Below are 23321 nucleotides of genomic sequence, written 5' to 3' on the forward strand. Positions count from 1 at the left end.
GTTTATCTTTTTAAAGTTATCCATATCCAAGCACAGAAGAGAGTGAGCGCTGGACTTTCGCACCAAGTTTTGATGACTTGCTTGGAAAAACGAACGGTTAGGTAGCTCGGTTAGTGGGTCCACATTGGCAAGTTTTAAAAGCTCTTTTTCAGTACTCTTACGAGAGGTGATATCGCTGAAAACACCCACGAAATGACTAATTTTGCCGTCTTCATCGTGCACGGCATCAATATTAAGCTCCATTTCGTAGCGTTCACCGTTTACCCGCACGCTCTCCACTTCACCCGACCAGTTGCCTTTAGATTTTAGGGTTTTTTTAATTTCTTCGGTAAAGGCATCGGGGTATAAATGAAAATGCATATAGCTGGCAAGGGCCTGGTCGCGAGTTTCACCGGTATAGCTGCAGTATGCATTATTAACGCTGATAAACTTAAATTGGGTATTGGTAATAAATACCCCTTCGGAAATATTCTCTATCGAGCGCTTGAACAGGTTAAGCTGCTCTTCAGCTTCTTTTAAGTGGTGGATGTTCTTTAACGTACCCGTCATTCGCACTGGTTGTTCGTTATGGTCCCGCTCTACCACTTTTCCGCGATCGAGGATCCATATCCACTGATTTTTAAACGTCTTGGCACGGTAGGCCAATTCGTAAAAATCACTATTACCCTCTAAGTGCTCTCTGAGCGCAGATTTGACTCGGATAATGTCGTTAGGGTGGATATTGGAATCGTAGGCGCTGGTGGTACGAATGTCGTCTTGAGGAAAGTCTAGCGTGCCCCAGGTGTTTGCACGGTACACCTGACCTCTGTATACATCCCAGTCCCATAGCTCATCGCCCGAGCTCCATAGCGTGAGTTTTAAACGTTCTTCTGATTCTTTAATCGCAAGTTGATTTGCCTTTCGTATTTGGTATTGGCGCAAAATAAAGGCAAAAAGAGCCAATGCAATTAAACCGTAGAAAACAAGGGCAACGGTATGAAGCCAAGGGGGGCGCTCTATGGTTATTTTTAAACTTCTACTTTCAGACCAGGCTTTGCCGGGCTCTTTCGCTTGCACTGAAAATACATAGTTTCCGAAGGAAATATTGTTAAACTGAGCAGTACGTTCTTTATCGACGTAAACCCAGTCACTCTCAAAACCGGTAAGCTTGTAACGATAGGTTACTTGGTCTGGATAAACCGGGTTAACCAGACCAAAGGAAATACTGAAGCGGGTTTCATCATGCTTTAGCGCTAACTGTTCTTCGTAAGTGATATTTTCTTTTAAAGACTGATAACTTGAAGAGTCTTCACTTTTGTCTTGTGTATATCTAGTTTTTTCAACTGAACCAAACACACTCACTTGATACAGTTGCGGAGGGAGGGTTTTCTCTACTTGATCATTAACGTTTATTGCTTGCTTTGAAATTTTAACAAAGCCTTTATTACCACCAAAATAAATTGTCTTATCAGAAATGGCAATGACGGCGCCTTCACCAAGTGAGTTAAATTCCAACTGGGCGTTGGGAATACTATCAGCCTCTCTGAGCGAAGGTAGGTGAACCTTATGCACGCCCATTGCATCGGAATACCAAATGCTGTTTTCTACAGCTACTGTTGAAGTTATAAAACCACTTTGGTTGTCTCTTTTTTGTTTATTAATTAGGGCGAAGCTATCTTTATCTAACTGAATCACCCCATCAGAACGTGTAGTCAACCATAAACCGGAAGGGGTTTCATGTACGCCATAGACCATTGAATTTAGGCCGTTTGATGAGCCCAGCACTCGAATTATTTCACCCTTATTAACCGAGTAAATAACAAGTTTCTCACCGGCCCTAAACCAAATGTTATTGTGACCATCTTCATAAATGGCTAACATATCCCCCTGTTTCTCTGTCAGAGCTGTATTTAACTCTTCAGTGTATTGAGCCTTGCCTGAAATAGTGCTTATTGAATGTATTTGACCAACCGCTACCTGAACCCAAATGGCTGAGTCACTTTTAAAGATATAATCGATAAATGAACCTTTGAAATACTCACGCACTAATTCCAAACTGTCTCCAGAATCTCTGACTACAAGTAAGCCAACAGACGAAGCAATCCAGATATTATCTTGTTCATCAATTTCAATGTCCCAGTAATGTATGGCGGGGTCCATTTCTTCGAAAAACTTGAAAAAGGATACCTTGCCTGTTTCTCGGGATATTTTACCTAGCCCTTTTTGCTGAGAAATTAGGTAGAGTGTTTTATCGTTGCTTTCGGCAAAGCCCCACAAGGTAGAATAATTATCGTCGCTGTGGCGCTCGGAGTTGTAAACAGGTTGAAAATGTACACTGGCATATTCGGGGTGATACTTAAAAGCACCGCGGTGAAAGGTTGCGGCCCAGACCACGCCCGTACGGTCCTCAATTACTCGAAATACGATTGCCGATGGAATGCCAGTAGAACTATAAATATCTGAATTCAAATGCAAATAATCAGGTCGATAATCAGCCGATATAGAGCTTTCAGCAGCGCCTGACAGTATAAACAGTCCAATATAAGTGCCCACCCAAATATCTTTATCTACGACAGAGATTGAAAAAGAATTAACCTCTTCGGTTACGCCCAAATCATCACCCTGAATTCGTTTTAAAATACGACCATTAGACGCTAAAACAATAAGACCTTCATTTGTCGCCAACCAATAATTGCCGTTAATTATTGTGATATCGTGCAGTGCACGAATATCTAAAGAGATACCCCAAGGGTTGACCTTGCTTGCGTTGTGCACCTCCAGCGTTTCAGTGTCTATTAAGGCAGCGCCAAACTCATTAGACCCCACCCATATGCGGTTTGCCTCTTCATAAATTACTTTGATAAAGCTTTCGTCTTTAAAGACTTGAGTGAGCACGCTGATTTGTGAAGTCTGCTTCGAATATCGGTAAAGAAATTTCTTATCTGAGAAAAGGATATCACCGTTCTTAGCCTCTGAAATCGCGGTTATCAAATCTGTTTTTATTACAGAGTTTTCCTTGTCGAACACTTTAAAACTGTCTGACTTTGGCAGGTAAAGCGCCAGCCCTGAATGGGTACCAACCCATAATTCACCTTCAGAATCGACAAATAGTGTTTTAATGAAACCAGAAGGTAAGGAATTAGGATCGACATCTGATGGGTGGTATTGCTTTACGTTATAACCTGAATAGCGGTTAAGGCCGTTTGACGTGGCTAGCCAAATAAAGCCCATATGATCTTCGACAATATCTAAAACAGCAGTGTCTGAAAGGCCGTGTTGCTTATTTAATTCTGTGAAGTGAAGATCAGAGACTTCGATCGCCTTCGCAGGATTAAAGAAGATTCCTGACAAAGCCAACGAAAAAAGCAGCATTGAATAGATTAGGGTTGAGCGCACCTATACACCTTTGGCATACGCCATTTATTATCTTTTTAATTTTACCGGCAGCATCCCTAACAACCAGAAGAATAAATATGCCGAATTAACCGAGTCTCTACAAGGACTTTTTAGAGATAGCAGGGATGATGGATTACTTATTAAGCAAAACTAAATAAATCCGGTGTCTATTTATCGACATCGAAGTCAAAAACTTGACGTTTATCTTATCACTAAATGTTAGATTTGAATTTTAGATATGTAAGGTGTTGACAGAAAAGATATTATTCTAATAAAAATTGAAGTTGACTATTTTTAAAAGACGGTAAAATTACCGCCTAAACAATGTACTAAACAGCCAGTGAAGAGAAAAACGAGCGGCGCTGGGCGCGAGTAACAGCGTGAGAGTAAAGCGCTATAATCAGTAATACGGTATTTCTTGTTTGAAATGGGAAATACTGTTTATTGTACGCTTCTCTTGAGTAGGAATAGCCTCGAACTTTCCTTTCGAAAAAAGAACAAGTTCTCCACAGCGTTCGCGCTTAGCGAGTTGGTGTGCAAAATCTTGAATTTCTTCAAAACTCAACGCTTTCACTCGTTCTGCTAGTTTAACGTTTCTGTTAAACCCTAAGTCTTGGGTACCTAAACTCACCCATAATCGCTGAGACTTCATCGACAGCGTAAGGTCTCGCTCTTCCAGCTGCTTAATGAGGTTTTGCTGAATAGTCGGCCAGTAGAAGCGATAAAACTCAATTTCATTTAGCTGCTGAAACAAGAATTCTGTCATAGCATCTAGTAAATGTTTTGGGCTACATTGCGGGCTTTGAATATAGAACGCCATGCCGGGATGCTGGTTGTGCGGCACATAGCCAGTTCCAACAATATAACCTAATTGCTGTTCTGTTCTTAATGAATTGAAAAACGGCGCGGCCAGCATTTGCTCGAGTACCATACAAAGCGCCGTGTCGGTTAAGCCCGGGGAGGGAGCTTGAAGATAGAGCACTACCGCTGAGTCATCGTGCTTACAAAGCACTTCATGGTAGAGCGTGCCGCCCACGGGAAGTTTAGATACCGCTCGTGAAAGCGGGCCGCCGCGGGCATTTGTGCACTGCTCTTGAAGATTCTTTGAAAAGGCTTTTGCCTCTTCGCTAGTCCAGTTCCCGTGCATAAATGCTTCACTAAAATAGTGCCCCAAAGCGCGACTTCTGCAATTTAGCATTTGCTCAAAGGTGATACTGTCTATTACATCTAATAGCTCTATTGGTGCCTGAGTGTTGCGTTGGATAAGTACACTTAACCTCGAAAACAAGCGGTTAGTGGGTTTATTTAACAGCGAATTGTGTAGGCTCTGAATTTGCAGCGCTTTGTGATGTTCAAAGGCTTTTTCATCAGGTATGAAATCAAGCACGGCAGCAAGAAGCTGGTTGGCTAATAAAGTTTGTTGATTAGTGAAGCCTCGTGTGTGAAGCGTAAACCCAGCCTGATGTCCGTATATACGATAATGCAGGCCTGCTATCTCGGCCCTGTAATATTTCGCCTGCAGGTAATCATTTAAGGCGCCCAGCCAAATACGTTTTGCAGCAACAGCCAGTAAAGAGTCAGAAAATTCCGCTACGTCAAAAGAGATATAAATATCGCCTTTTGGGCTATGGAACTGCTGGTCTTGGGCAAACCAAAACCGATAACCGCCATTGTCCACCAACTTATTAGGAATATTGAAGCCCGTCTCAGGCAATATAAGGCTGTATTCGTTTGCTAAATAAGGGTTGGGTGGTGGAAGCTGTAATTCACTAATAGTCTTTGGTGAAGCAAGCTTTTGCAAAAGCGCCGGATCAATTTTCTCTACACTGTATTCGGCCTCGTAGAACGCACACACTTTTGTCGTTTTTACGTCTTTCGAAATAACTTTCAGACGAATGTTGTCCGGAGTAAAGTAGGATAAGGCATCTTCAATGACGTATTTATCATAGCTGCCTATGGTCGAACGGAGTTTACCTAATTCGTCTTGGCCGAAAATGAACTGGTGCTGTGCGTATTCTATTACCACGCTAAGTGGCTTGATATTTTCTTCGTACTCAAGTGCTAGCGTATTTAACTTTGATTTTTCGTGAAAGCGCCAATCTTCGTGAGAGGCCTCACGGATTATTGAGATGTAACTAAATAGTGCTTCCAATACGCGGGCTTTGTTATCCAGCCCGGTTTGAGTCAGCTGGAAACTAACATTAAAGTCTTTAAACCTGTCTCCCTCAATGCCCGAGCCGGCAATAAGGTTTAGCGCCCAGTCTTTTTCTTTAAGATAGGCAAGCAAACTACCTTCGCCCTCATCCCCAATTAAATGACTAATATAATTCAACGGTTTGGTTTCATAGTCATTTTGTAAAGCGGGTAGGGCAAAGGTCACTATCATCCGCTTTGCTGACTGTAGCGGGTGTATGTTTATTTGTATGCCCAACTCATTTTCGGTGTAAAGTGCTGGCCAGTCACCTGACGCTAACTGTCCTGATGGCATGGTGCCAAAACATTGATGCGCTAATGCCTCAAGCTGAGGTAAAGGCATAGTGCTAGCAATGCATAGGCACATGTTTTTTGCACAATAATAAGTTTGATGAAGTGCTTTGAGTTGTTGCTTTAACGCAGTGCATCCATGTTGAGAAAAGGTATCACTGTTACCTACTGAGAACTTAGCGAAAGGATGCTTTGGATTACAGGTTTCTTTGTGAATTTGATAAAGGCGACGAAGGTCATCTTTCTTCTTGAACTCAAATTCCGCATGAATGTTCTTGATCTCGTTGGTGAGTGCTTCTTCCTCAAATAAAGGTTGTCTGAGCATATCTGCAAACGCAGGCAAGGTCTGCGCAATCGCGTCACTACTACAATTATAATGATAGTTGGCGTATTCGGTCCCAGTCCAAGCGTTTATTGCGCCCCCATGCTGTTCAATGAAGCCATTTATTGCATTGGGTTTGGGTAAGTGACGGCTCCCCATGAAAAGCATGTGTTCTAAAAGATGGGCTAACCCCTGGCAATCGTTGGGGTCGTAGAAATGTCCTGCCCGTACCGCAATAGAAACAAACGACTCATTTGCCTCAGGCGTATGACACAGCATAACACGAAGGCCATTTGGCAAAGTTATGTGGTGCGCGTTTTCTAAATTGATAGAGTTATTCACATTTTCTCATATATTGTCAAAGGCACCTTACTGCTGGAGCATCTATTAATATAACCTTCAAAAAACATTAAATAATAGTCGAAAATTCTCATTATTCACGGTTTAGCGCTAGGCGTAGATTCAGCTCTCTGATATCGTTAGCGTACTTTCATTAATACTATGCGCAATGTTATGTCAGGTCAAAGTAGCAACGACGACATTTATCTTTTCATCATGCGTCACGGTGAAGCAGAAGCACCTCGACTCGATGACAAAAGTAGACAGCTAACGTCAGTTGGCCGAGAACAGGCTAACTCTGCAGCACTGTGGTTAAAAGAGCAATATTGCACCGAGGGTATTGTTGATTTAGCGCTAGTAAGCCCCTATCGCAGAGCAAAACAAACCTTTGATATGGTGTCGCTAGACGTTGAAGCGGGTAAAATCGAAAGTAATGAAGATATAGTACCAGAGGGCTCGCCGCGTTTGGTAAATGACTATATTGACGGCCTGCTTCACGCAGCCGCAAATTCTAAAAAGCCTATTAAAAAGCTACTTGTCGTTAGCCATATGCCACTTGTTAGCTATTTGGTTGACGAGCTCTGCCAGTCTTATACCACCAGCCTATTTTCGACAGCGTCAATAGCCGTTGTAAAGTACTCACTGCACGAACATAAGGGCACCTTAGTTGAGCATTACCAAGGTTTCTAAAATCGCCCTTAAATTAAACAGCAATTGAACAAATAATTGTTAAGTATATTTCCATCCGGTCGATAGCCTCTTTGAGAGTGTCAAAGTTTATTCTAATGAAGGGTTGGGAAATGGACAGCAAATCTATTCCTGAGCTCCTTAAGCGTTCATTGCAATCGCATATGGCGGAGGCTGATTTACGTGAAGATGAGGAGACGCAGGATATTATTGCCAAGTTATCTGAACTGTCAGATAAAGTCGCTGCCGCGAAAGCGAGAGCGCTGGCGAATCGGGCGCAGCGTCTCGCTGATGAAGTAAAAGGCTAGTTGATAGAGCCGAAAGTACAATAAGCACTACATTGCTTAGTGGTCGCTGTTCGACTCTTTAGGTGCAACATAGTATTCCGGCATGACTCTGACAGTTTTTATCATGCTTTCTGATATATCGACTATTTCAAGTGGGTAGCCCGCCAAACGAACACTGACTTTGTTTTCAGGGATATCTTCAAGATACTCAAGCAATAAACCGTTGAGGGTTTTCGGTCCTTCGGTTGGTAATTTCCAGTCCATTTCTCGGTTTAATTCACGCACGTTAGCGCTTCCGTCGACCAGTACCGAACCATCTTGCTGTATATGGGCTTCTTTACTGTGATCGGGAACCATACTGGTAGTAAAGTCACCGATAATTTCCTCTAAAATATCCTCTAGGGTGACTAATCCCATAATATCGCCATATTCATCGACCACTAGTGCAATGCGCTCTTTCTCCGCTTGAAACTTATACATAAGCGTATGCAGTGGCGTAGATTCGGGGGTGTAGTAAATTTCCCGCACTGCGCGAAGCAGGCTTGACTTGGTAAACTGATCTTTCGATAAAAGTCGCAGGGCATCACGTACGTGCACAAAACCTACCGCATCATCGACACTATCGCGGTATAACAACACTCGGGTGTGCTGAGCATGGGTCAAGGCTTTTTGAATTTTCTTCCAGTCATCATTAATATCGATGGCAAAAATCTCAGCGCGGGGCACCATGATATCTTCGGCAGTTACGCTTTCTAGGTCCAGAATGCTAACCAACATGTCTTGGTGACGCTTAGGGATCATAGCACCAGCTTCAAACACTACGGTTCTTAATTCTTCTCTACTCAATGAATCATCATTGCCATTTGCCGGGCTAATTTTTAGCAGTGCAAGAATGCCGTTAGTTATACCGTTGATAGCTGCGACAAAAGGGTAAAGTAGGGTGAGTAATGGAAGCAGAATAATAGAACTAGGAAAGGCTATCTTTTCAGGATAAAGTGCTGCCAAGGTCTTAGGGGTGACTTCTGCAAAAATGAGTAGAACTAACGTTAGGCCAAAGGTTGCGGCGAACAGCCCCCAATAGTCACCAAATAGGCGAATACAGAGTATGGTGGCAAGTGAAGAAGCCGCAATGTTAACAAGGTTGTTACCGATGAGGATAAGGCCGATTAGGCGGTCTGGTCGTTCTAGAAGCTTAGCAACACGCATAGCTGAGCGGTTGCCTTCTCCCTGCAAGTGCTTAAGTCGATAGCGGTTTATCGACATCATGCCTGTTTCTGAACTAGAGAAATACGCAGATAGTAATATGAGTACGCCGAGCGCGATAAACAGCGTACTCGTTGATATGTCGTCCAATTAAGGTTTTCCTGTACAAACTAAGGCTTCAAATGTATTGATTTGAGGGGGGAGTTTCAAGGGGAAATTGTTGATATCAACCTAAATACTTAGAAAGTTTAGTGTAAAGAGTGAGCCGCCTAGCAATGTGGTAGATAGATTCGGCGGCTACAAATATGTTTATTTAAAGAAGGAACTCGCGCACTAACTTGCTACCAAAATAGGCAAGAGATAACAGCGTGACACCCAATACCGTCATAACAATGACTTGGCGTCCTCGCCAACCTCTTAGTTTTTGGCCTATCAGAAGAATAAGAAAAACCACAAGCGCAGCAGCGGAAAGCACCGTTTTGTGCGCATAGGTTTTGTTAAACATATCCTCTAAAAAAACAAATCCGCTGATAAGCGATACCGTTAATAGGCAGGTGCCCGCAAGTAATAGCTTAAACAAGATATTCTCTACCAGCATCAGAGGGGGCAGCGATGAATGGAGCAGCGCGGCACCTTTCTGTTTTAGCCTATAGGTGATGTAAGACATTTGAAGTGCATACAAAAACGCAATGACCAAAGTACAGTATGCAAACAAGGATAGGCTAATATGAATCACTAAGCCCGGCTGCAGTTCAATATGCATGATGTACGACACGGGAATAAATTGTGAGGCGAGTACCGTGAGACTTGCAAAGCCGAACACAACCGGAAGTAAAATAAGATTAGGAATAGCGCGGGCAAATATAAGCATGGAAACGGTGATTATCCACGACACTAATGAAAGCACGTTGGTAACACTCATGTCTTGCCCAGGCGCGACAATAATTACGTTGGTTAGAAAAGCGATATGTGCAATTGCTCCAACACTAGCGATGGATAGTCCTAATCGCTTATTCGGGCCGTCTTGATGTACGAATTTGCCAATAAGTACTGCCGCAGCTAATGCGTAGAGTAAAGCAGCAGAAATGGCGAAAAGGGTGTTCATGATGCGTCCTGTAATAGGTAGGTGATGTCTTCACCGATTGAGTCGGTATTGATACTGCAACTTGCAAGTAAATTCAACCATCTCCTTGATTTTGTTTGTTTCACACCCACTTTTAATGTGGGTATAGGAGCATGGAAAGGCAATTTGTATTCCATATCTACTTCGAAATTCGTACATCTAATTTCGACAACCTTTAACGCAAAAGTTTAAAAATTTAACCGCAATTGTGGGTACGTTACCGTTCGCTTTTACGTTACAATGCGGGCATTACGTCTGAAATAAAAAGAAGTTTCATACTATGTTTGAGAATTTATCAGAACGCTTAGGCCAGACATTACGAAATGTCAGCGGTAAAGGGCGTCTTACTGAAGACAATATTAAAGAAACGCTACGCGAAGTGCGTATGGCGCTACTTGAAGCCGACGTTGCGCTACCCGTGGTAAAAGCGTTTGTTACACAGGTAAAAGAGCGTGCAGTTGGTACCGAAGTAACCAAAAGCCTCAAGCCTGGCCAAGTATTTATTAAAATCGTTCAGTCTGAACTAGAGTCTGTGATGGGGGAGGCGAACGAAAAGCTTAACCTAGCAACTCAACCTCCGGCTGTCGTTCTTATGGCGGGCCTACAAGGTGCGGGTAAAACCACCTCTGTAGGTAAGCTTGCGAAATACCTAACTGAGCGCGAGAAAAAGAAAGTGATGGTAGTGAGTGCCGACGTCTATCGTCCGGCCGCTATCAAGCAGCTTGAAACCCTTGCCGGTGAAGTGAATGTAGCTTTTCACCCGTCAACGATTTTACAAAAGCCCATTGATATCGTTAACGATGCCATTGTTGAAGCGAAGAAGAATTTCTTCGATGTACTACTAGTGGATACAGCAGGTCGTTTGCATGTCGACAACGACATGATGGACGAAATCAAAGAGCTTCACGCTGCTGTTAAGCCAATTGAAACTCTGTTCGTGGTTGATGCCATGACAGGTCAAGACGCTGCGAATACCGCAAAGGCGTTTAACGACGCGCTACCGCTAACCGGTGTAATACTGACCAAAGCAGATGGTGATGCACGAGGTGGTGCTGCGCTGTCGGTTCGTCACATTACCGGTAAACCCATCAAGTTTATTGGTATGGGGGAGAAGGTTGATGCACTTGAGCCTTTCCACCCTGAGCGTGTCGCTTCTCGTATCTTGGGAATGGGTGACGTACTTAGCCTTATCGAAGAGGTTGAGCGTAAAGTAGATAAATCAAAAGCCGAAAAGCTAGCCAAAAAGGTACAGAAAGGTAAAGGCTTTGATCTGCAAGACTTTAAAGATCAGCTCGAGCAGATGAAGAATATGGGCGGCATGATGGGGATGCTTGATAAGCTGCCTGGCATGGGCGGTATGTCTGATAAAATTAAAGATCAGGCGAACGACAAGCAGTTCAATCAAATGGAAGCCATCATCAACTCAATGACACCAGCTGAGCGTGCGCGCCCTGACATGATCAAAGGTTCACGAAAGCGTCGCATTGCGGCAGGCTCAGGTACGCAAATTCAAGACGTAAACCGTTTGCTTAAGCAGTTTACGCAAATGCAAAAAATGATGAAGAAGATGTCTGGCGGCGGGATGAAGAAAATGATGCGCCAGATGAAAGGCATGATGCCACCGGGTGGTGGCGGCTTTGGAGGCCCGGGTGGTCCGGGTGGTCCGGGCGGTCCAGGTGGATTTGGCGGGGGCGGCTTCGGCGGAGGCGGCGGCTTTCCCCCACGCTAATTCGCTATAGTTCAAAAACTACCAAAAACCTCAATAGCAGCAATGCGTTGAGGTTTTTTTAATTTTTTTTGCATCCAGTATCATTCATCAATCGTTTGGCTTGTTGAACAGGACGTGGGTAGTACTGATCGCATCGCGCGGTTAAGCGGCGTCACTTCACTAAACAACAAGTTCGGAGATGAAGATGGAATTCAATAAAACATCACAACAAAAATTAAAACTGTCACTATTAGCTACAGCCATGGTGTTCGCACTTAGTGCCTGTGATGGTGATGACGGCGCAGATGGTTTAAATGGAGCTGACGGTACAGACGGTGTTGACGGCGCGCCAGGACAAGATGGAGCTCCGGGCTTCGCTGCGGGTACTTTTTTGGTTGCGAATAATGGCGATGCTAATCGCAATACGGTAACTGTAGTAGATCAAAATGCCAATGCACTCAGCACGGTTACTACAGGAGCTAATGAAGGCATTGTTTTCACTGGAAGCGGTGCCTTGGTGCAAGCTGGTGACAGTGATTTACCCTTACTGAGGACATTGTGTAAATTCGATACCCAAACCAACTACATGATGAATACGGGTAACGAAATAACCGGTACAGCAACAGGTCTGGTTAACCCCAAAGGTATCGCGTTTGCTGAAGATGCTGGCCTAGTCATGGTAGCTGATTTTAACGGTCAAAAGGTAAGCGTTTTTGGAGGGCAAGCGTCGGGAGACGTTGCGCCTGTAGCTGAGATTATGGTTTCCGCAAAACCATGGGACCTGGCATACGACGAACAAAACGATAGATTATTTGTGGCTCTAACCGATGGTACGTTAGCGGTATACGACAACGTAGCTGGTTCGGGCTTTGCGCCCACAGTAATGCGCTCGGTGGTGCCTTCTGATGCAGATGGCAATCAAATATCAGTTAACCTTCATGGTATTGTATATGAGCCTATGTCTAACCGCATGGTAGTTTCTGATGTGGGTGATGCAGCAGTTGCAGACGATGGTCAAGTTTTTGTATTAGAAAATATCTCGTCGGCTGACGGGGCTGTCGTACCAACAAGAGTCATCGGTGGAGCGTCGACTCAGCTTGGTAACCCAGTAGACATTATCCTAACCGGGTCTGACCTTCGCGTGGCGGAAAAATCAAACGACGCCATTCTGGTTTTCTCAAATATTTTCAACGGAGAGAGCGGTGATATTGCACCGACGTTATCAACGCCATCGGTAAAGCCGGAGTCTTTGGCTGAGTTTAAAGAATTAGATGAAATGAAAGACGCTTCTGACGACGGGATAACGACTATGCCTATTATAGGGCTCTCGGTATCAAGTAACCCTTCAACAGAAGGGGCGACAACAGGTGAGGTTGCCCAATACAGCGCTACATTATCTAGTGACCTGAGTTCTTTTAACGCAGGTACGAGCATTGAAAGTGCCGCGTTTACGGCAAGTGGTGACGGTGTTATCACTTTTGATGATGTGGATACATCAACAGGCGGCTTACTAGTCATCAATCGCTTGAAAACTATGCGCGATGGGATGACGTACAGCGATAGCTACGACCACATGATTATGGGTAGCGAAACCGGACTGATTGCACCGAAGGGGTTAGACATTGCTTCTGAAGCCGGTGTGGTATTTGTGGCTGATGTTAATGAAAACACGCCTGCTGTAAGAGTTTTTTCGCCATGCGCATCGGGTAATGTCGCGCCTCTATTAACACTTGAAGCTGCTAACGGGGCTCGCCCTTGGGATGTGGATTACGACCCATCGACTGACAGCGCTTATTTAGCATTAACCAACGGTTCGGTTGCCGTGTTTGAAGAAGTAATGCGCAGACTGCAAAGCGGTGAGACCGTTATTACCGGTGAGGATAGATTAATCGTACCAGCTAGCGGCGGTGCTGCATTTGAGGCGCCAACAAACATTCATGGTATAGACTACGATAGCCAAAGCGATAGCCTTGTTATTTCTGACGTTGGTAGCGCTGCAGATGCAACAGACGGCAAAATTTACGTTATTCCTGGTGCTGGCAACGCAGATGGTTTAACCGATGTATCGGTTAATATTGCGGGCCCGAGTTCGATGTTGGGTAACCCAGTGGATCTGATGCTCAGCAACGGTCATGTTTACGTAGCAGAAAAATCAAACGGTATGATCCTTCGCTTCGACAACATTTTAAATTCAGCCTCGGGTGACATTGCGCCGACTTTCAGCATGATGTACCCCGCGCCAGAGTCTGTGAATGTACTAGCTGTTAAATAGGTAAGGTAGTGGTTGGAAGGCGCATAATAGCGCTTTCCAACGTGATAGTTTAAAAACACACTGTCAAAGCTAAATGAGTGCGGTAAGTGAACCTGAGTATTGCTTACCGCCTTTTTTAAAAGAACCTTTAAAAACGTCTTTCGACTACTCCCAAATTCCCTTAAAGTGAAAACATCGATTGAGTAGCTTCAATTGCAAATCAAAGCATACCTTTTCTAATAACGAAGTCAGCAAACTTCACTCGTTCTTCTTGCTGGCGTAATTTATCTATTTCAGCGGTAGAGCGGTAGATACCCCACTTAGGGCGGATAAAGTCCTCGTCAGATACACCTCGCCACATATCGATATCTGTTTCGTTAATGTCGACTATAGTCGCGTCGTCACGAACGCGGGTTATTTGCAAGATGAAGTCGCCTTCTTCGGCAAAGGTTGCTTGCACAAATACCTTAACCCACTCATCGGCGATATCGCTCCAGTTTGCTCGAACTAAATAAACATCACTGGTGCGAGAACCGTCAGAGTTAAACCCTACACTGTGTCTTACTTGTAGTTCTTTGCCTGAGCTGTCTTTTTCAACAGCAGAAAGGGTAATGACGGGTTGATCGTCGTTACCGTTACTGTTGTCTTCACTGTCATTTCGCGCTTTAAGCTGGAAGAAGTGGCTAAACCTGCTCGTTAAAGACATATCGCTGTCGACATAGAAATACCATTCAAACTGCATGGTTTCTCCTTCAAACCCGAGTACTTCGACATCGCTTTTGTCATAGGTTTTTATTTCGTTGCGCTGACGGTCCGACTGAACACCTTTGTTGAAATCCTCATCTCGGTGGGCTAAAAACACAAAGTGGGGGCCTACAACGCTATCGGATTCCTCTAAAATATGCGGCGTAGAAGTATGGTCACCAGCGAATAAGTCGGGGGCTTCTATGCTGCCTTCTCCAAACACGCTTTCTATCGATGCGTAGGTTTCGCTAGCGCTGGCAGCGCCCGTGGCGCTCAACATGACTTCAGACTTTAGGGTAAACTCTGCTTGCTCTTCAGTGGGCGTTTCTCCACCACCTTGAGAATCAGGTACAGCCACAGATTGAGAAGTTGTATCACTCATAGAGCTACTTCCACAGGCCGATACCGCTGTTATCACCAATGCAATTAAAAAGAAGTAGAAAAGTACTTTTAGGGTTTCTTGTAGGGCGTTTTCGTTTTTGTTGTTTGTAGACACGGTTTTTACCAAATGTTTCTTATTGGTTAATAAGATGTTTTAAAATTGGTTAACCAGCAAGTGTAAAAGTTAATCTAGTAAGAAAAATTATTGAAATTTTATTTTTGATTCGAAGCGGCGCAAACCTCGATAAAGAGAAACATCAAATGATTCTGGCGCCATAGCGTGCTTTGTAACCAACAAATCATTGCGCATCTGTGCAAATTCGTGAATTCATAATACACTGACGGGCTACATCGTGCGCATGTGCGCGGCTTCTATTCGATATACCGCTTTTTTGTATATCAAAGCAGGCACAATTTTGTGCTGTGTGAGGATTCACACAGCAGAGTTATTGATACAGGAACACTATGGCAGGCTTAAAACGTATTATTCTTATCGACACGCATTTACCAGGCGTGGTCGAGCTAAAGCTTGATGGACACACCAATATTTGTGGTACCAATGCGTCGGGTAAAACCACGCTTCAGCGACTTATTCCCGTGTTTTACGGCGAATACCCTAGTCGTGTGGTACCAGCAACCCGTGACAGCTTTGAACGCTGGTACTTACCGCGTTTATCTAGCTTTATTATCTATGAATATACACGCGCGGAAGGCGACCTATGCCAAGCTGTATTAAGCTCAAACGGAACCGGTTTAAATTACCGTTTAATTGGCAAGCCGTTTGAAATCAGTGATTATTTAATAGAACAAAAGAACGGCAAACACGCCAGTGTAAGCAGCGCCGAGCTTGCACGCGCCATGAAGCGCAACAACATATTGGTAACCAGCTTACTTAATACCAAAGACTTCCGCGCCATCATTCAAAACGATCACGGTGTGCTTAACCAGAGTAACAATGCCCGTGAGCTATTAGGCTACGCTAAAATCTTTAGCCTTTGCGAACCGTCGAAACACATGCGCCACATCGAGAAACTGGCTAAAGCGGTTCACTCTAAAGAAGGCAAGATGGAAACCATTAAAGCCATGATTGCCGCCATTTTAGAAGAGGATGGCGTTACGCCACCTACTTCAGGCCTAAGCCGCCACCGCGTCGATGACTGGATTAAAGAATGTCACTTAATTAAACAGTTCGACAAAATTCGCCCTGAATTTTCTAAACTCGAACAAGCTGACATGGCGCTAACCACAACAGAGCAAGTGCTTGCTAACCTTAAGCATAGCTTCGAGCTTGATAAGACCTACTTGGCTGCGCGCGTTGAAACAACAAAGAATGAATTGGATGAGAATAGCTTCCAGCGCAAACAAACGGACAGCGAGTGGGGTGATACCCGTGATCACCTAAACCAGGTAATTTCATCTGCTCGCGCTGATGTTGAGAAGTTCACCAGTGAACTTGATACGGTAGAGCGTGAATTCGATAAGTGGCAAGACGAAAATATTGAGCAGCTTAAAGAAGACGTCGCAAATTTGTCGCAGTGGCAAAATGAAAAGGCCATGGCCGATAGTCGCTATGTACTGCTTACTGAAAAACACCAGGATATTGAATCGGCCTACAACAAGCGCTTAGCTGAGCTAGGTGAAAAGCTGTCAATTACTCTAGAAGAAATGTCAGCCGCACGCCAAGAAGCCGCAGAGAATAAAGCTGAGCAGCAGCAGAGCGAGCGTGAGGCGTTAAGCCGCATTCAGAGCGACTACAATAGTCAGCTAAGTGCGCTTCAGAACGACTACCAAAATAGTTTAAATGAGCTAAAAGTCGCGGAAGCTGAACTGAAAGCTTCATTGAGTAACGCAGGCTACAACGAGTTTGAACAATCTCAACTCGATATTCTTGATGCGGCCATTAAAGAAGCATCTATCAATGAAGATGCAGCGCGCGGTGAACTGCGACAAGCGCAGCAGGCGCACAGTAAATCAGTTGAGTTTCGTAAAGAATGTTCAAATGCGTTAGATAAAGCACGCAACGCCTTTCAGCAAGAAGAAAAAGCGGTTAACAAAATTAATGCGCTTCTTTACCCTGGCGAAGGCTCGCTACTTGAGTTCTTGCGCGCCAACGTCGATGACTGGGAGTTATCCTTAGGTAAAGTTGTTCGCCCTGAGCTACTAGAGCGCACTGATCTAGCGCCTGCTATGGCAAAGGATGCACAAGACGACAGCCATACCTTTATGGGCGTTAAGTTAGCACTTACTGAACTTGACACCCCAGACTATGCCTTTACCGAGCAAGCCCTTAAGCAGCAATTGCAAGAAGCTGAAATTCGTCAGGCCGCTGCTCTAGCCGCCCAAAACGAATGTGAGCAGCGCCTAGCGAAAGCGAACGAAGATGTGCGCAACGCCGAACTTGTGGTTACTCAAAAAGACAATGCCGTTAAAAGTGCCGAAGCCAGCCGTAAACGTGCACAGCAAGACCGCGATACAGTACTTAGCGAATATCAGCAGGCGCTTTCTGCACGTAAGCAAAAAGCCAAAACTAAGCTAGAAGCGAATCAGCAGTCGCAAAAGCAAGCAAAAGCTCAGTTTGAGCTTAGCCGAGACGAAATCAAAGATCAGCAGCGTGAAGCCGAAACTGAGCACAAGTTCCATTGGCAGCAGCTCATCGCTGATAGTGAAGCGCGGATTTCTCAGCTTGATAGCGATATGCGAAAAGCGAAGGACAGTGCTGCTCAAGACCGAAAAGATATGCAGGATTGGCTGGAAAGCGAATTGAGCAATCGCGGTGTGGATGTTGATGAAATAGGTCAGCTTAAAAAGCAAATCAATAAGCTTAAAGAAGACATTACGCGCACTGAAACCCACCGTCATAAAGTAGCCGACTATGAACGTTGGTACACTAACGTGTTTACCAAGCAAAAAGTGGTATGGCAAGAAGGCTTGTCTAAGTCGCGTAAGTTATTGGGCGAATCTGAGCGTAATTTAGCCAGCAAACAAGCTACCTATAAAGCTAACCGCGAAAAGCTTCAAGAGCAGCACGGGCAGCTTGAAACTACGCTTAAAACTGCCAGTGAGCACCTAGAACAGGTTAAAACCTTAAGTAAATCTCTTGCCAAGCTTACCCTTCAAGCAGGTGATGAAACGGCTGAAATTAAGCACGATGATGTCAGTATTGGTCAGCGTATTTCAGAAGTGCAAAGCCAGCTTCAGGAACGTGAAAACTTATTGAGCGATGTACGAGCTTATGTAGAACGATTCGATCAGCTTATAGCAGCGCAAGCAGGTACAGGTTTGTCGGATACGTGGGAGCGCGCCCGTGAAGAGTGTGCAACGCTGAACGCCCACGGCGTGAAGAGCTTTGATCACCGCCGCATGGTGTCGCATTTAGCACAGCTTCTAAACGTGATTGTTCCGCAGAAGCTACAGGGCTTGCGTGAGCAAGGCCGTATCTTTGGTGCCGATCTTTCGCAATACTACTTTGTACTTGCCGATATCGACAAACGCATTGTGTCGCAAAGCCGCCGTATTACCCAAGAGGTCGACGGCGACCTTTCTCTTGATGGTGTATCAGACTCGGCTGTTAAAATTCGCTCACGTATTAGTGAACTTGAATTCTGGCCCGAACTTGAGCAATTCAGAAAGCTCTATGAGCACTGGATGGAAGAGGGGGCTAACGAGTTACCAGAGGAAGAGTACGGTCAAAGTATGCGCCGGGTTCTTGATATTCTTGGCCGTGCAGCGCTTACGGGCGGCATCAGTAAGCTACTTGATATCGAGCTTCATCTACGTGAGGGGAACAGCGACCTTGTTATCCGTACCGACCGCCAGCTTAATGAATCATCAAGCCACGGTATGGCCTACCTTATTCTGTGTAAATTCTTACTCGCTTTCACCCGTCTGCTGCGCGGCGATGCCGACGCCACCGTGCATTGGCCGATCGATGAACTAGGTACACTTCACCAAAACAACGTGAAGAAAATCTTTGAAGCGTGTCAAAACAATAACATTAGTGTAGTCGGTGCATTCCCGAACCCTGAATCGGAAGTATTGACGCTATTCGAAAACCGCTACTTGATAGATAAAGTAACTCGCCAATTGCAGGTAGTTCAACCGAAAGCAAGTTCGATAGGCGCACGCATAAAACTAAAAAAAGAAGCTGAAAAGAACAGTGAAGTAGCAGGCAAGGAGACTTCAGCATGATGACAGAACAAGGCCGTGTACTAAGTGCACTTTTACAAGGCGCGTTTATTTGTCAGGTGACCGATGAAGAGGCGTGGCGTTTTCTTAAATCAAGAGATAACGCTGCACAGCTAGAGCCTCACTTAGCATTGCTGAACCGCACACTCTCAACTACCGCAGAAGGTGATGTTTTCTTTGCTAGCTTTCTTACCATTGGTGAGAACGAACGCAAAGTACTAACCCAACAGTTCCAAGATACCACTTCTAATTTGGTACCTCTGGTTGAGTGGTTGTTACTAGTTCAACAAGCCAATGAATCTGACATGCCAATAACCATGGGTAGCGCTATTCGTTTAAACGAGCTGCAAACGACCATTGAAGACACGCCCGCTTATGCAGAGCAGCTAGAGAAAATTTCTCGCTATCGTATGTTTGGCTCTACCAGCGTGAACTTAGATGGTCAGCTAAAGCAGGTCTTTAAACGCTTAACAGAAATGGGTTACCTAATTAAACCTAACCCGGATAAACAAATATATTTAGGCACAGGCAAGATAGAGCACCTTTACGAAATGCTGCGCTTTATCGACGAAACCGAAGCGCTGAGTTTATCTGAGCAGGCGGAGGCCGCTATTTCGCAAGGTAGCTTAATATGAGCCAGGTTTTGATTCAGGCGGGGACCAAACTACTTAATGCACTGGGGCGTCACAGCGACCTTATTATGCAGGCGTATGTTAATGGTTCGGTGAAAGAGCGCGACCATAGCCCAAAGGTATTGGAGCAGCTCGTTCAATTGGGAGTCTTATGGCGCCCCGAAGCGCAAAGTGAATTGCGCTTAAAAAGTGCGGTAAGAACGCTTTTAGAAGGAAGCTTGCAAGACGAACGTAACCGAACAATTAATGCGAATATTGGTGCGTCGCTGGCAAGCCTTAAAACCCTAACCGAGCACTATAAAGAAGCCCTTCACTACAACAAGTACAATGAAGCGGCAGCCCACATGGGCGATTTGACCGAGCATGTCTATCAACTTTCAGAATCATTGAGTAATAGCGTGCGTGTCATGTTTGGCCGTATTAACAATGAGTTTGGCTACGTGTCGTCGGTTGATGCTAAAATTCGCGAAAACGAGCTAGCGCAGGGGCAGGTAACGGATTTGCTCGCTCAGCTTGAGTGTTTCCGCTTCGATGAGTTAAGTGAACTGGCTGGGTCTAACCGCGAGCTACGCCATTTATTGGTAGTATCACTCCAGCAGCGCTTTGCCAAAGCCGCGCAGGAGCTATCGGTAGTACAAGCACGCTTATTAGACTTGTTGGGCCGGTTCAGAGAGTTCCAAGGTCGCACACGTTTGCTTAAAGGGTTTTTGCTACACATGGAGCAGCAGCCTGATTTTGCGCCGGGTAACTACGCCAACCTGACCAATGTGCCAGTATTGTTTAATCAATCAGATTCGATTATTACCAATGCAGCGCCTGATGTTAATAACGTTGAGCATGAAGCCGATTATCAAAATATAGTGGCGTCGTTAACCCACGTACACAAACGTCAGACTAAGCACGAAGACACGAAGCCGGTCGATATTGATGTGACGGAGCAATCGACCTTGTCACTTGAAAAAGATCCATTGCAGCAAGCGGTAGAAGCATATTTCTGCGAAGTCATTGATTCTGGCCAGCCTAAAACAGCACTGGATTATTTTGAAGAACATGCCTTAGATTTTGATCCTGAAGTGTGGATCTATCAGGTGATTGGGGGCTATCAAGCCCTAAACGATGAAGATAAGCAGTTTTTTGCATTAGAATCTCACGGTAATAACGATAAAGTCTATACGGGGAATTTTTATATAAATGATATCACCTTGGGCTTGCGTTAACGTAACTTCTTAATCTTACCCATTGCTTATCAAGGTAAGTCTGGCCCACGTTTGATAGGGGGCCAGGCTTTCTTACAATGCCAGTTGTTCAACTCTAAACAAAAAATTACTGCCTTTTTTAATCCATGTTTACATCGTAGTCACACTAGATTTTGAGATGTATGACACTTGGAACCTGTCAAAAAACACCTATAATGCAATAGGTGTTTACACTTATTTAACATTGTGAACTAAAAGCTTCATCGCTGCGTAATGCTACCGTCAATTCTGCGGTCTACATTGTTGGTCCTGTTAAGCCTTAGAACCAAAGTAAAGGTTTACAGGTCCTATTGCAGTTAATCAGCGGCTAAAGTGTTTTCGATGTTTAATAGCGCAATGTAGACACTGAAATTTATCGCTACTGCTAGGATGCAGAGCATGTTGTGGTACTGCCGCGTACAGTACGAAGAGGAAGAGTGTTATGCAATTATCAGAACAACAAAGTTTTAACCAAGCCCTAATCAAACTTTCAGTGTTACTCTATCAGGTTGATGGAATGGTCACGTTGACAGAACAAGACTACCTGAATGCAATGGTTGAGTCTTTAGACTGGCAAAGCCCGATCTGCCGCGAAGCTTTTCTAAACGACACGATTTATCAAGCTCGAAAGGCCATCGACACAGGCGACACTGTTACTTTCTTAAAAAGTCTTAAAAACGACTTATCGTTTAACGCAGAAAAAACACTAGAAGTTGCTATGGCGATTACCGGTGTGGATGGCGAGCGTAGCGAGGAAGAAACCGAGCTTCTATCATTACTTACCCATAAACTACTCGCCAAGGCATTAGTTTCGGGTAAAGATACACTACAATAATCGTTTTATTGTAATAGACCTACACGGTAAACATGCCAAACTTAACTACTAAAGCAGCATACGCATATGCTGCTTGTTTAGCGCTGTTCTTATTAAGCGGATGCCACTCGTCACAAAATTCTCAATTCAGCGCCAGTGCACAGGCCTTTCCAGTCGGCGTAAAACCTTTTGATAACTACTTAATTGAAGTAGAACGCTACCTGCTTGAACATAGGGCGTTTATTTCTGACGACAAAGCACAAGAAATGTTTATGAACATGCCGTTTGAATGCGGCACGCAATACAGTGATTTTGGCGTTTTGCTAGTTCATGGATTGGGCGATTCACCTTACTTTTTTCGTGATGTTGCGAACGCCATGTGCAATGAAGGCCTTCACGTTAGAACCATCCTGTTGCCAGGACACGGCTCAAAACCCGGAGACATGCTATCCGTAAGCTACGAGCAGTGGCAGTCAGAAACGAATCATCACATACGGCTTTTTTCCGAAGAAGTAGACAATCTCTACATTGGTGGCTTTTCGACGGGGGCTAATTTGACCACAATAGCAAGTTTTTCGATGGCTGAAGAACTTGATATAAAAGGGCTAATGCATTTTTCACCAGCCTTTAAGTCACGCTTCTTTGTGTCCCGTTTAGCGCCTTATATCGACTCATTATTTCCTTGGCCTAATGTCGAAGAAGAAGACAATCCAAGTCGCTATAATTCCACCGCTATGCCTGGTTTCGCTGCCTATCAGGAAAGCGTAAACGTGCTTCAAGAGTTGTTTTCTCAATCAGAAGGAAAGCGAACTTTGAACCTTCCTGTGCTAATGGTGGTGGCCGAAAAAGACAGCGCGGTTGATACCAAAAATATTGCTGAACAATTTAGAGATAATTTCATTCATCCGCGTAAGTGTCTATTGTGGCAGGGAGAGGAGAAACCTGAAGTGCCTGATAATACACTCACTATGCAAACCATGAACTTACCCGAGCAGCGAATTAGTGCGGCTTCTCATATGAGTACACTTTTTTCTAAGCATAACTCCTTGTATGGAACGGAAAGTAGGTTTCGCATTTGTGACAACGGCCAAGGAAGTGATGCTGAAGCGCGCTGCAAAGCAGGGGAAGAAGTATGGTATGGACCTTGGGGATTTGAACCAGAGGTCGAAAACAACAAGCTTAGCAGTGATAAAGAAGAAAGAGTGTATGCAAGGCTCACGTATAACCCTTACTTCGAGAGGATGGTAGATCAGCTGCTGGCCTTTACAGGCAAGACTAAAGTTAAAGCTTTTTGTAAGACCTAGTAAGAAGTTTAGTCCTCATAACGCGATTTATTTGTCTTTCGTATTTCTGCAGCATTTCAACTAAAAACGCCTAAGCCAATGCGTAGTAACAATTGTGTTTGTTACTACGCCTGTGGCTTAGGCGTCTCTTTTATTTCCTAACGCTCTCTGACTGGCAAAGCGACTATCTATTCTCGGTTTAAAAAGGGTTTAAGCACAGCTTTAGCATGTCAACATGACGCAAACATTAAGCACCGCTTAGATAGGC

At 44.5% G+C, this 23321-nt stretch carries 14 protein-coding genes; 9 read left to right on the top strand and 5 right to left on the bottom strand.

The annotated features are described in order from the left end of the window. A partial coding sequence (locus ACXAER_RS19290; protein WP_474832114.1) for a two-component regulator propeller domain-containing protein occupies positions 1-3375 on the bottom strand: 3375 nt, incomplete at its 3' end. Positions 3376-3775: 400 nt separating this feature from the next. Then, positions 3776-6523, bottom strand: a complete 2748-nt coding sequence (locus ACXAER_RS19295; RefSeq protein WP_474832116.1) for an insulinase family protein — start codon at positions 6521-6523, stop codon at positions 3776-3778. 171 nt (positions 6524-6694) lie between these two features. Between ACXAER_RS19295 and sixA the strand changes: the two genes are divergently transcribed. Further along, positions 6695-7210, top strand: coding sequence for a phosphohistidine phosphatase SixA (gene sixA, locus ACXAER_RS19300; RefSeq protein ID WP_474832119.1), 516 nt, complete (start codon positions 6695-6697; stop codon positions 7208-7210). 110 nt (positions 7211-7320) lie between these two features. Then, positions 7321-7515: a hypothetical protein gene (locus ACXAER_RS19305; RefSeq protein ID WP_474832220.1), complete on the top strand. Its 195-nt coding sequence runs from the start codon at positions 7321-7323 to the stop codon at positions 7513-7515. Between the two features lie 36 nt (positions 7516-7551). Here ACXAER_RS19305 and ACXAER_RS19310 read toward each other — a convergent pair whose 3' ends face one another. Together ACXAER_RS19310 and ACXAER_RS19315 are read right to left on the bottom strand one after the other, a co-directional pair. After that, entirely contained in the window at positions 7552-8847 is a 1296-nt protein-coding gene (locus ACXAER_RS19310; protein ID WP_474832122.1) for an HlyC/CorC family transporter, read from the bottom strand. A gap of 163 nt (positions 8848-9010) precedes the next feature. After that, entirely contained in the window at positions 9011-9802 is a 792-nt protein-coding gene (locus ACXAER_RS19315; RefSeq protein WP_014948818.1) for a cytochrome C assembly family protein, read from the bottom strand. A 298-nt stretch (positions 9803-10100) separates the two neighbouring features. Here ACXAER_RS19315 and ffh point away from each other — a divergent pair, with 298 nt between their 5' ends. Both ffh and ACXAER_RS19325 read left to right on the top strand, forming a co-directional pair. After that, positions 10101-11549, top strand: a complete 1449-nt coding sequence (gene ffh, locus ACXAER_RS19320; protein WP_474832125.1) for a signal recognition particle protein — start codon at positions 10101-10103, stop codon at positions 11547-11549. A 184-nt stretch (positions 11550-11733) separates the two neighbouring features. Beyond that, positions 11734-13800 carry a hypothetical protein gene (locus tag ACXAER_RS19325; protein WP_474832127.1) on the top strand — a complete coding sequence of 689 codons (2067 nt, stop codon included), beginning with the start codon at positions 11734-11736 and terminating at the stop codon, positions 13798-13800. A gap of 199 nt (positions 13801-13999) precedes the next feature. Here ACXAER_RS19325 and ACXAER_RS19330 read toward each other — a convergent pair whose 3' ends face one another. Next, positions 14000-15019, bottom strand: coding sequence for a heparin lyase I family protein (locus ACXAER_RS19330; protein WP_474832130.1), 1020 nt, complete (start codon positions 15017-15019; stop codon positions 14000-14002). Between the two features lie 350 nt (positions 15020-15369). Here ACXAER_RS19330 and ACXAER_RS19335 point away from each other — a divergent pair, with 350 nt between their 5' ends. From ACXAER_RS19335 to ACXAER_RS19355, 5 genes are all read left to right on the top strand, one after another. After that, on the top strand, positions 15370-19092 hold the full coding sequence (locus tag ACXAER_RS19335) for an ATP-binding protein (RefSeq protein ID WP_474832132.1): 3723 nt from the start codon (positions 15370-15372) through the stop codon (positions 19090-19092). Continuing rightward, on the top strand, positions 19089-19724 hold the full coding sequence (locus tag ACXAER_RS19340) for a condensin complex protein MksE (RefSeq protein ID WP_474832135.1): 636 nt from the start codon (positions 19089-19091) through the stop codon (positions 19722-19724). Before ACXAER_RS19335 ends, ACXAER_RS19340 begins: the two co-directional genes overlap by 4 nt. Beyond that, positions 19721-20938 carry a phosphoenolpyruvate carboxylase gene (locus ACXAER_RS19345; protein WP_474832137.1) on the top strand — a complete coding sequence of 406 codons (1218 nt, stop codon included), beginning with the start codon at positions 19721-19723 and terminating at the stop codon, positions 20936-20938. Before ACXAER_RS19340 ends, ACXAER_RS19345 begins: the two co-directional genes overlap by 4 nt. 460 nt (positions 20939-21398) lie before the next feature. Continuing rightward, complete coding sequence (locus ACXAER_RS19350; protein ID WP_118489827.1) at positions 21399-21791, top strand: TerB family tellurite resistance protein; 393 nt, start codon at positions 21399-21401, stop codon at positions 21789-21791. Positions 21792-21823: 32 nt separating this feature from the next. After that, complete coding sequence (locus ACXAER_RS19355) at positions 21824-23074, top strand: alpha/beta hydrolase (RefSeq protein ID WP_474832140.1); 1251 nt, start codon at positions 21824-21826, stop codon at positions 23072-23074. Positions 23075-23321 lie beyond the last annotated feature (247 nt).

The organism is Alteromonas sp. AWJ4_199, assembly GCF_056159165.1.

Coding starts and splice junctions, on each gene's coding strand:
- sixA (WP_474832119.1), top strand. CDS start 6,695: ATGTCAGGTCAAAGTAGCAACGACGACATTTATCTTTTCATCATGCGT.
- ACXAER_RS19305 (WP_474832220.1), top strand. CDS start 7,321: ATGGACAGCAAATCTATTCCTGAGCTCCTTAAGCGTTCATTGCAATCG.
- ACXAER_RS19315 (WP_014948818.1), bottom strand. CDS start 9,802: ATGAACACCCTTTTCGCCATTTCTGCTGCTTTACTCTACGCATTAGCT.
- ffh (WP_474832125.1), top strand. CDS start 10,101: ATGTTTGAGAATTTATCAGAACGCTTAGGCCAGACATTACGAAATGTC.
- ACXAER_RS19325 (WP_474832127.1), top strand. CDS start 11,734: ATGGAATTCAATAAAACATCACAACAAAAATTAAAACTGTCACTATTA.
- ACXAER_RS19335 (WP_474832132.1), top strand. CDS start 15,370: ATGGCAGGCTTAAAACGTATTATTCTTATCGACACGCATTTACCAGGC.
- ACXAER_RS19340 (WP_474832135.1), top strand. CDS start 19,089: ATGATGACAGAACAAGGCCGTGTACTAAGTGCACTTTTACAAGGCGCG.
- ACXAER_RS19345 (WP_474832137.1), top strand. CDS start 19,721: ATGAGCCAGGTTTTGATTCAGGCGGGGACCAAACTACTTAATGCACTG.
- ACXAER_RS19350 (WP_118489827.1), top strand. CDS start 21,399: ATGCAATTATCAGAACAACAAAGTTTTAACCAAGCCCTAATCAAACTT.
- ACXAER_RS19355 (WP_474832140.1), top strand. CDS start 21,824: ATGCCAAACTTAACTACTAAAGCAGCATACGCATATGCTGCTTGTTTA.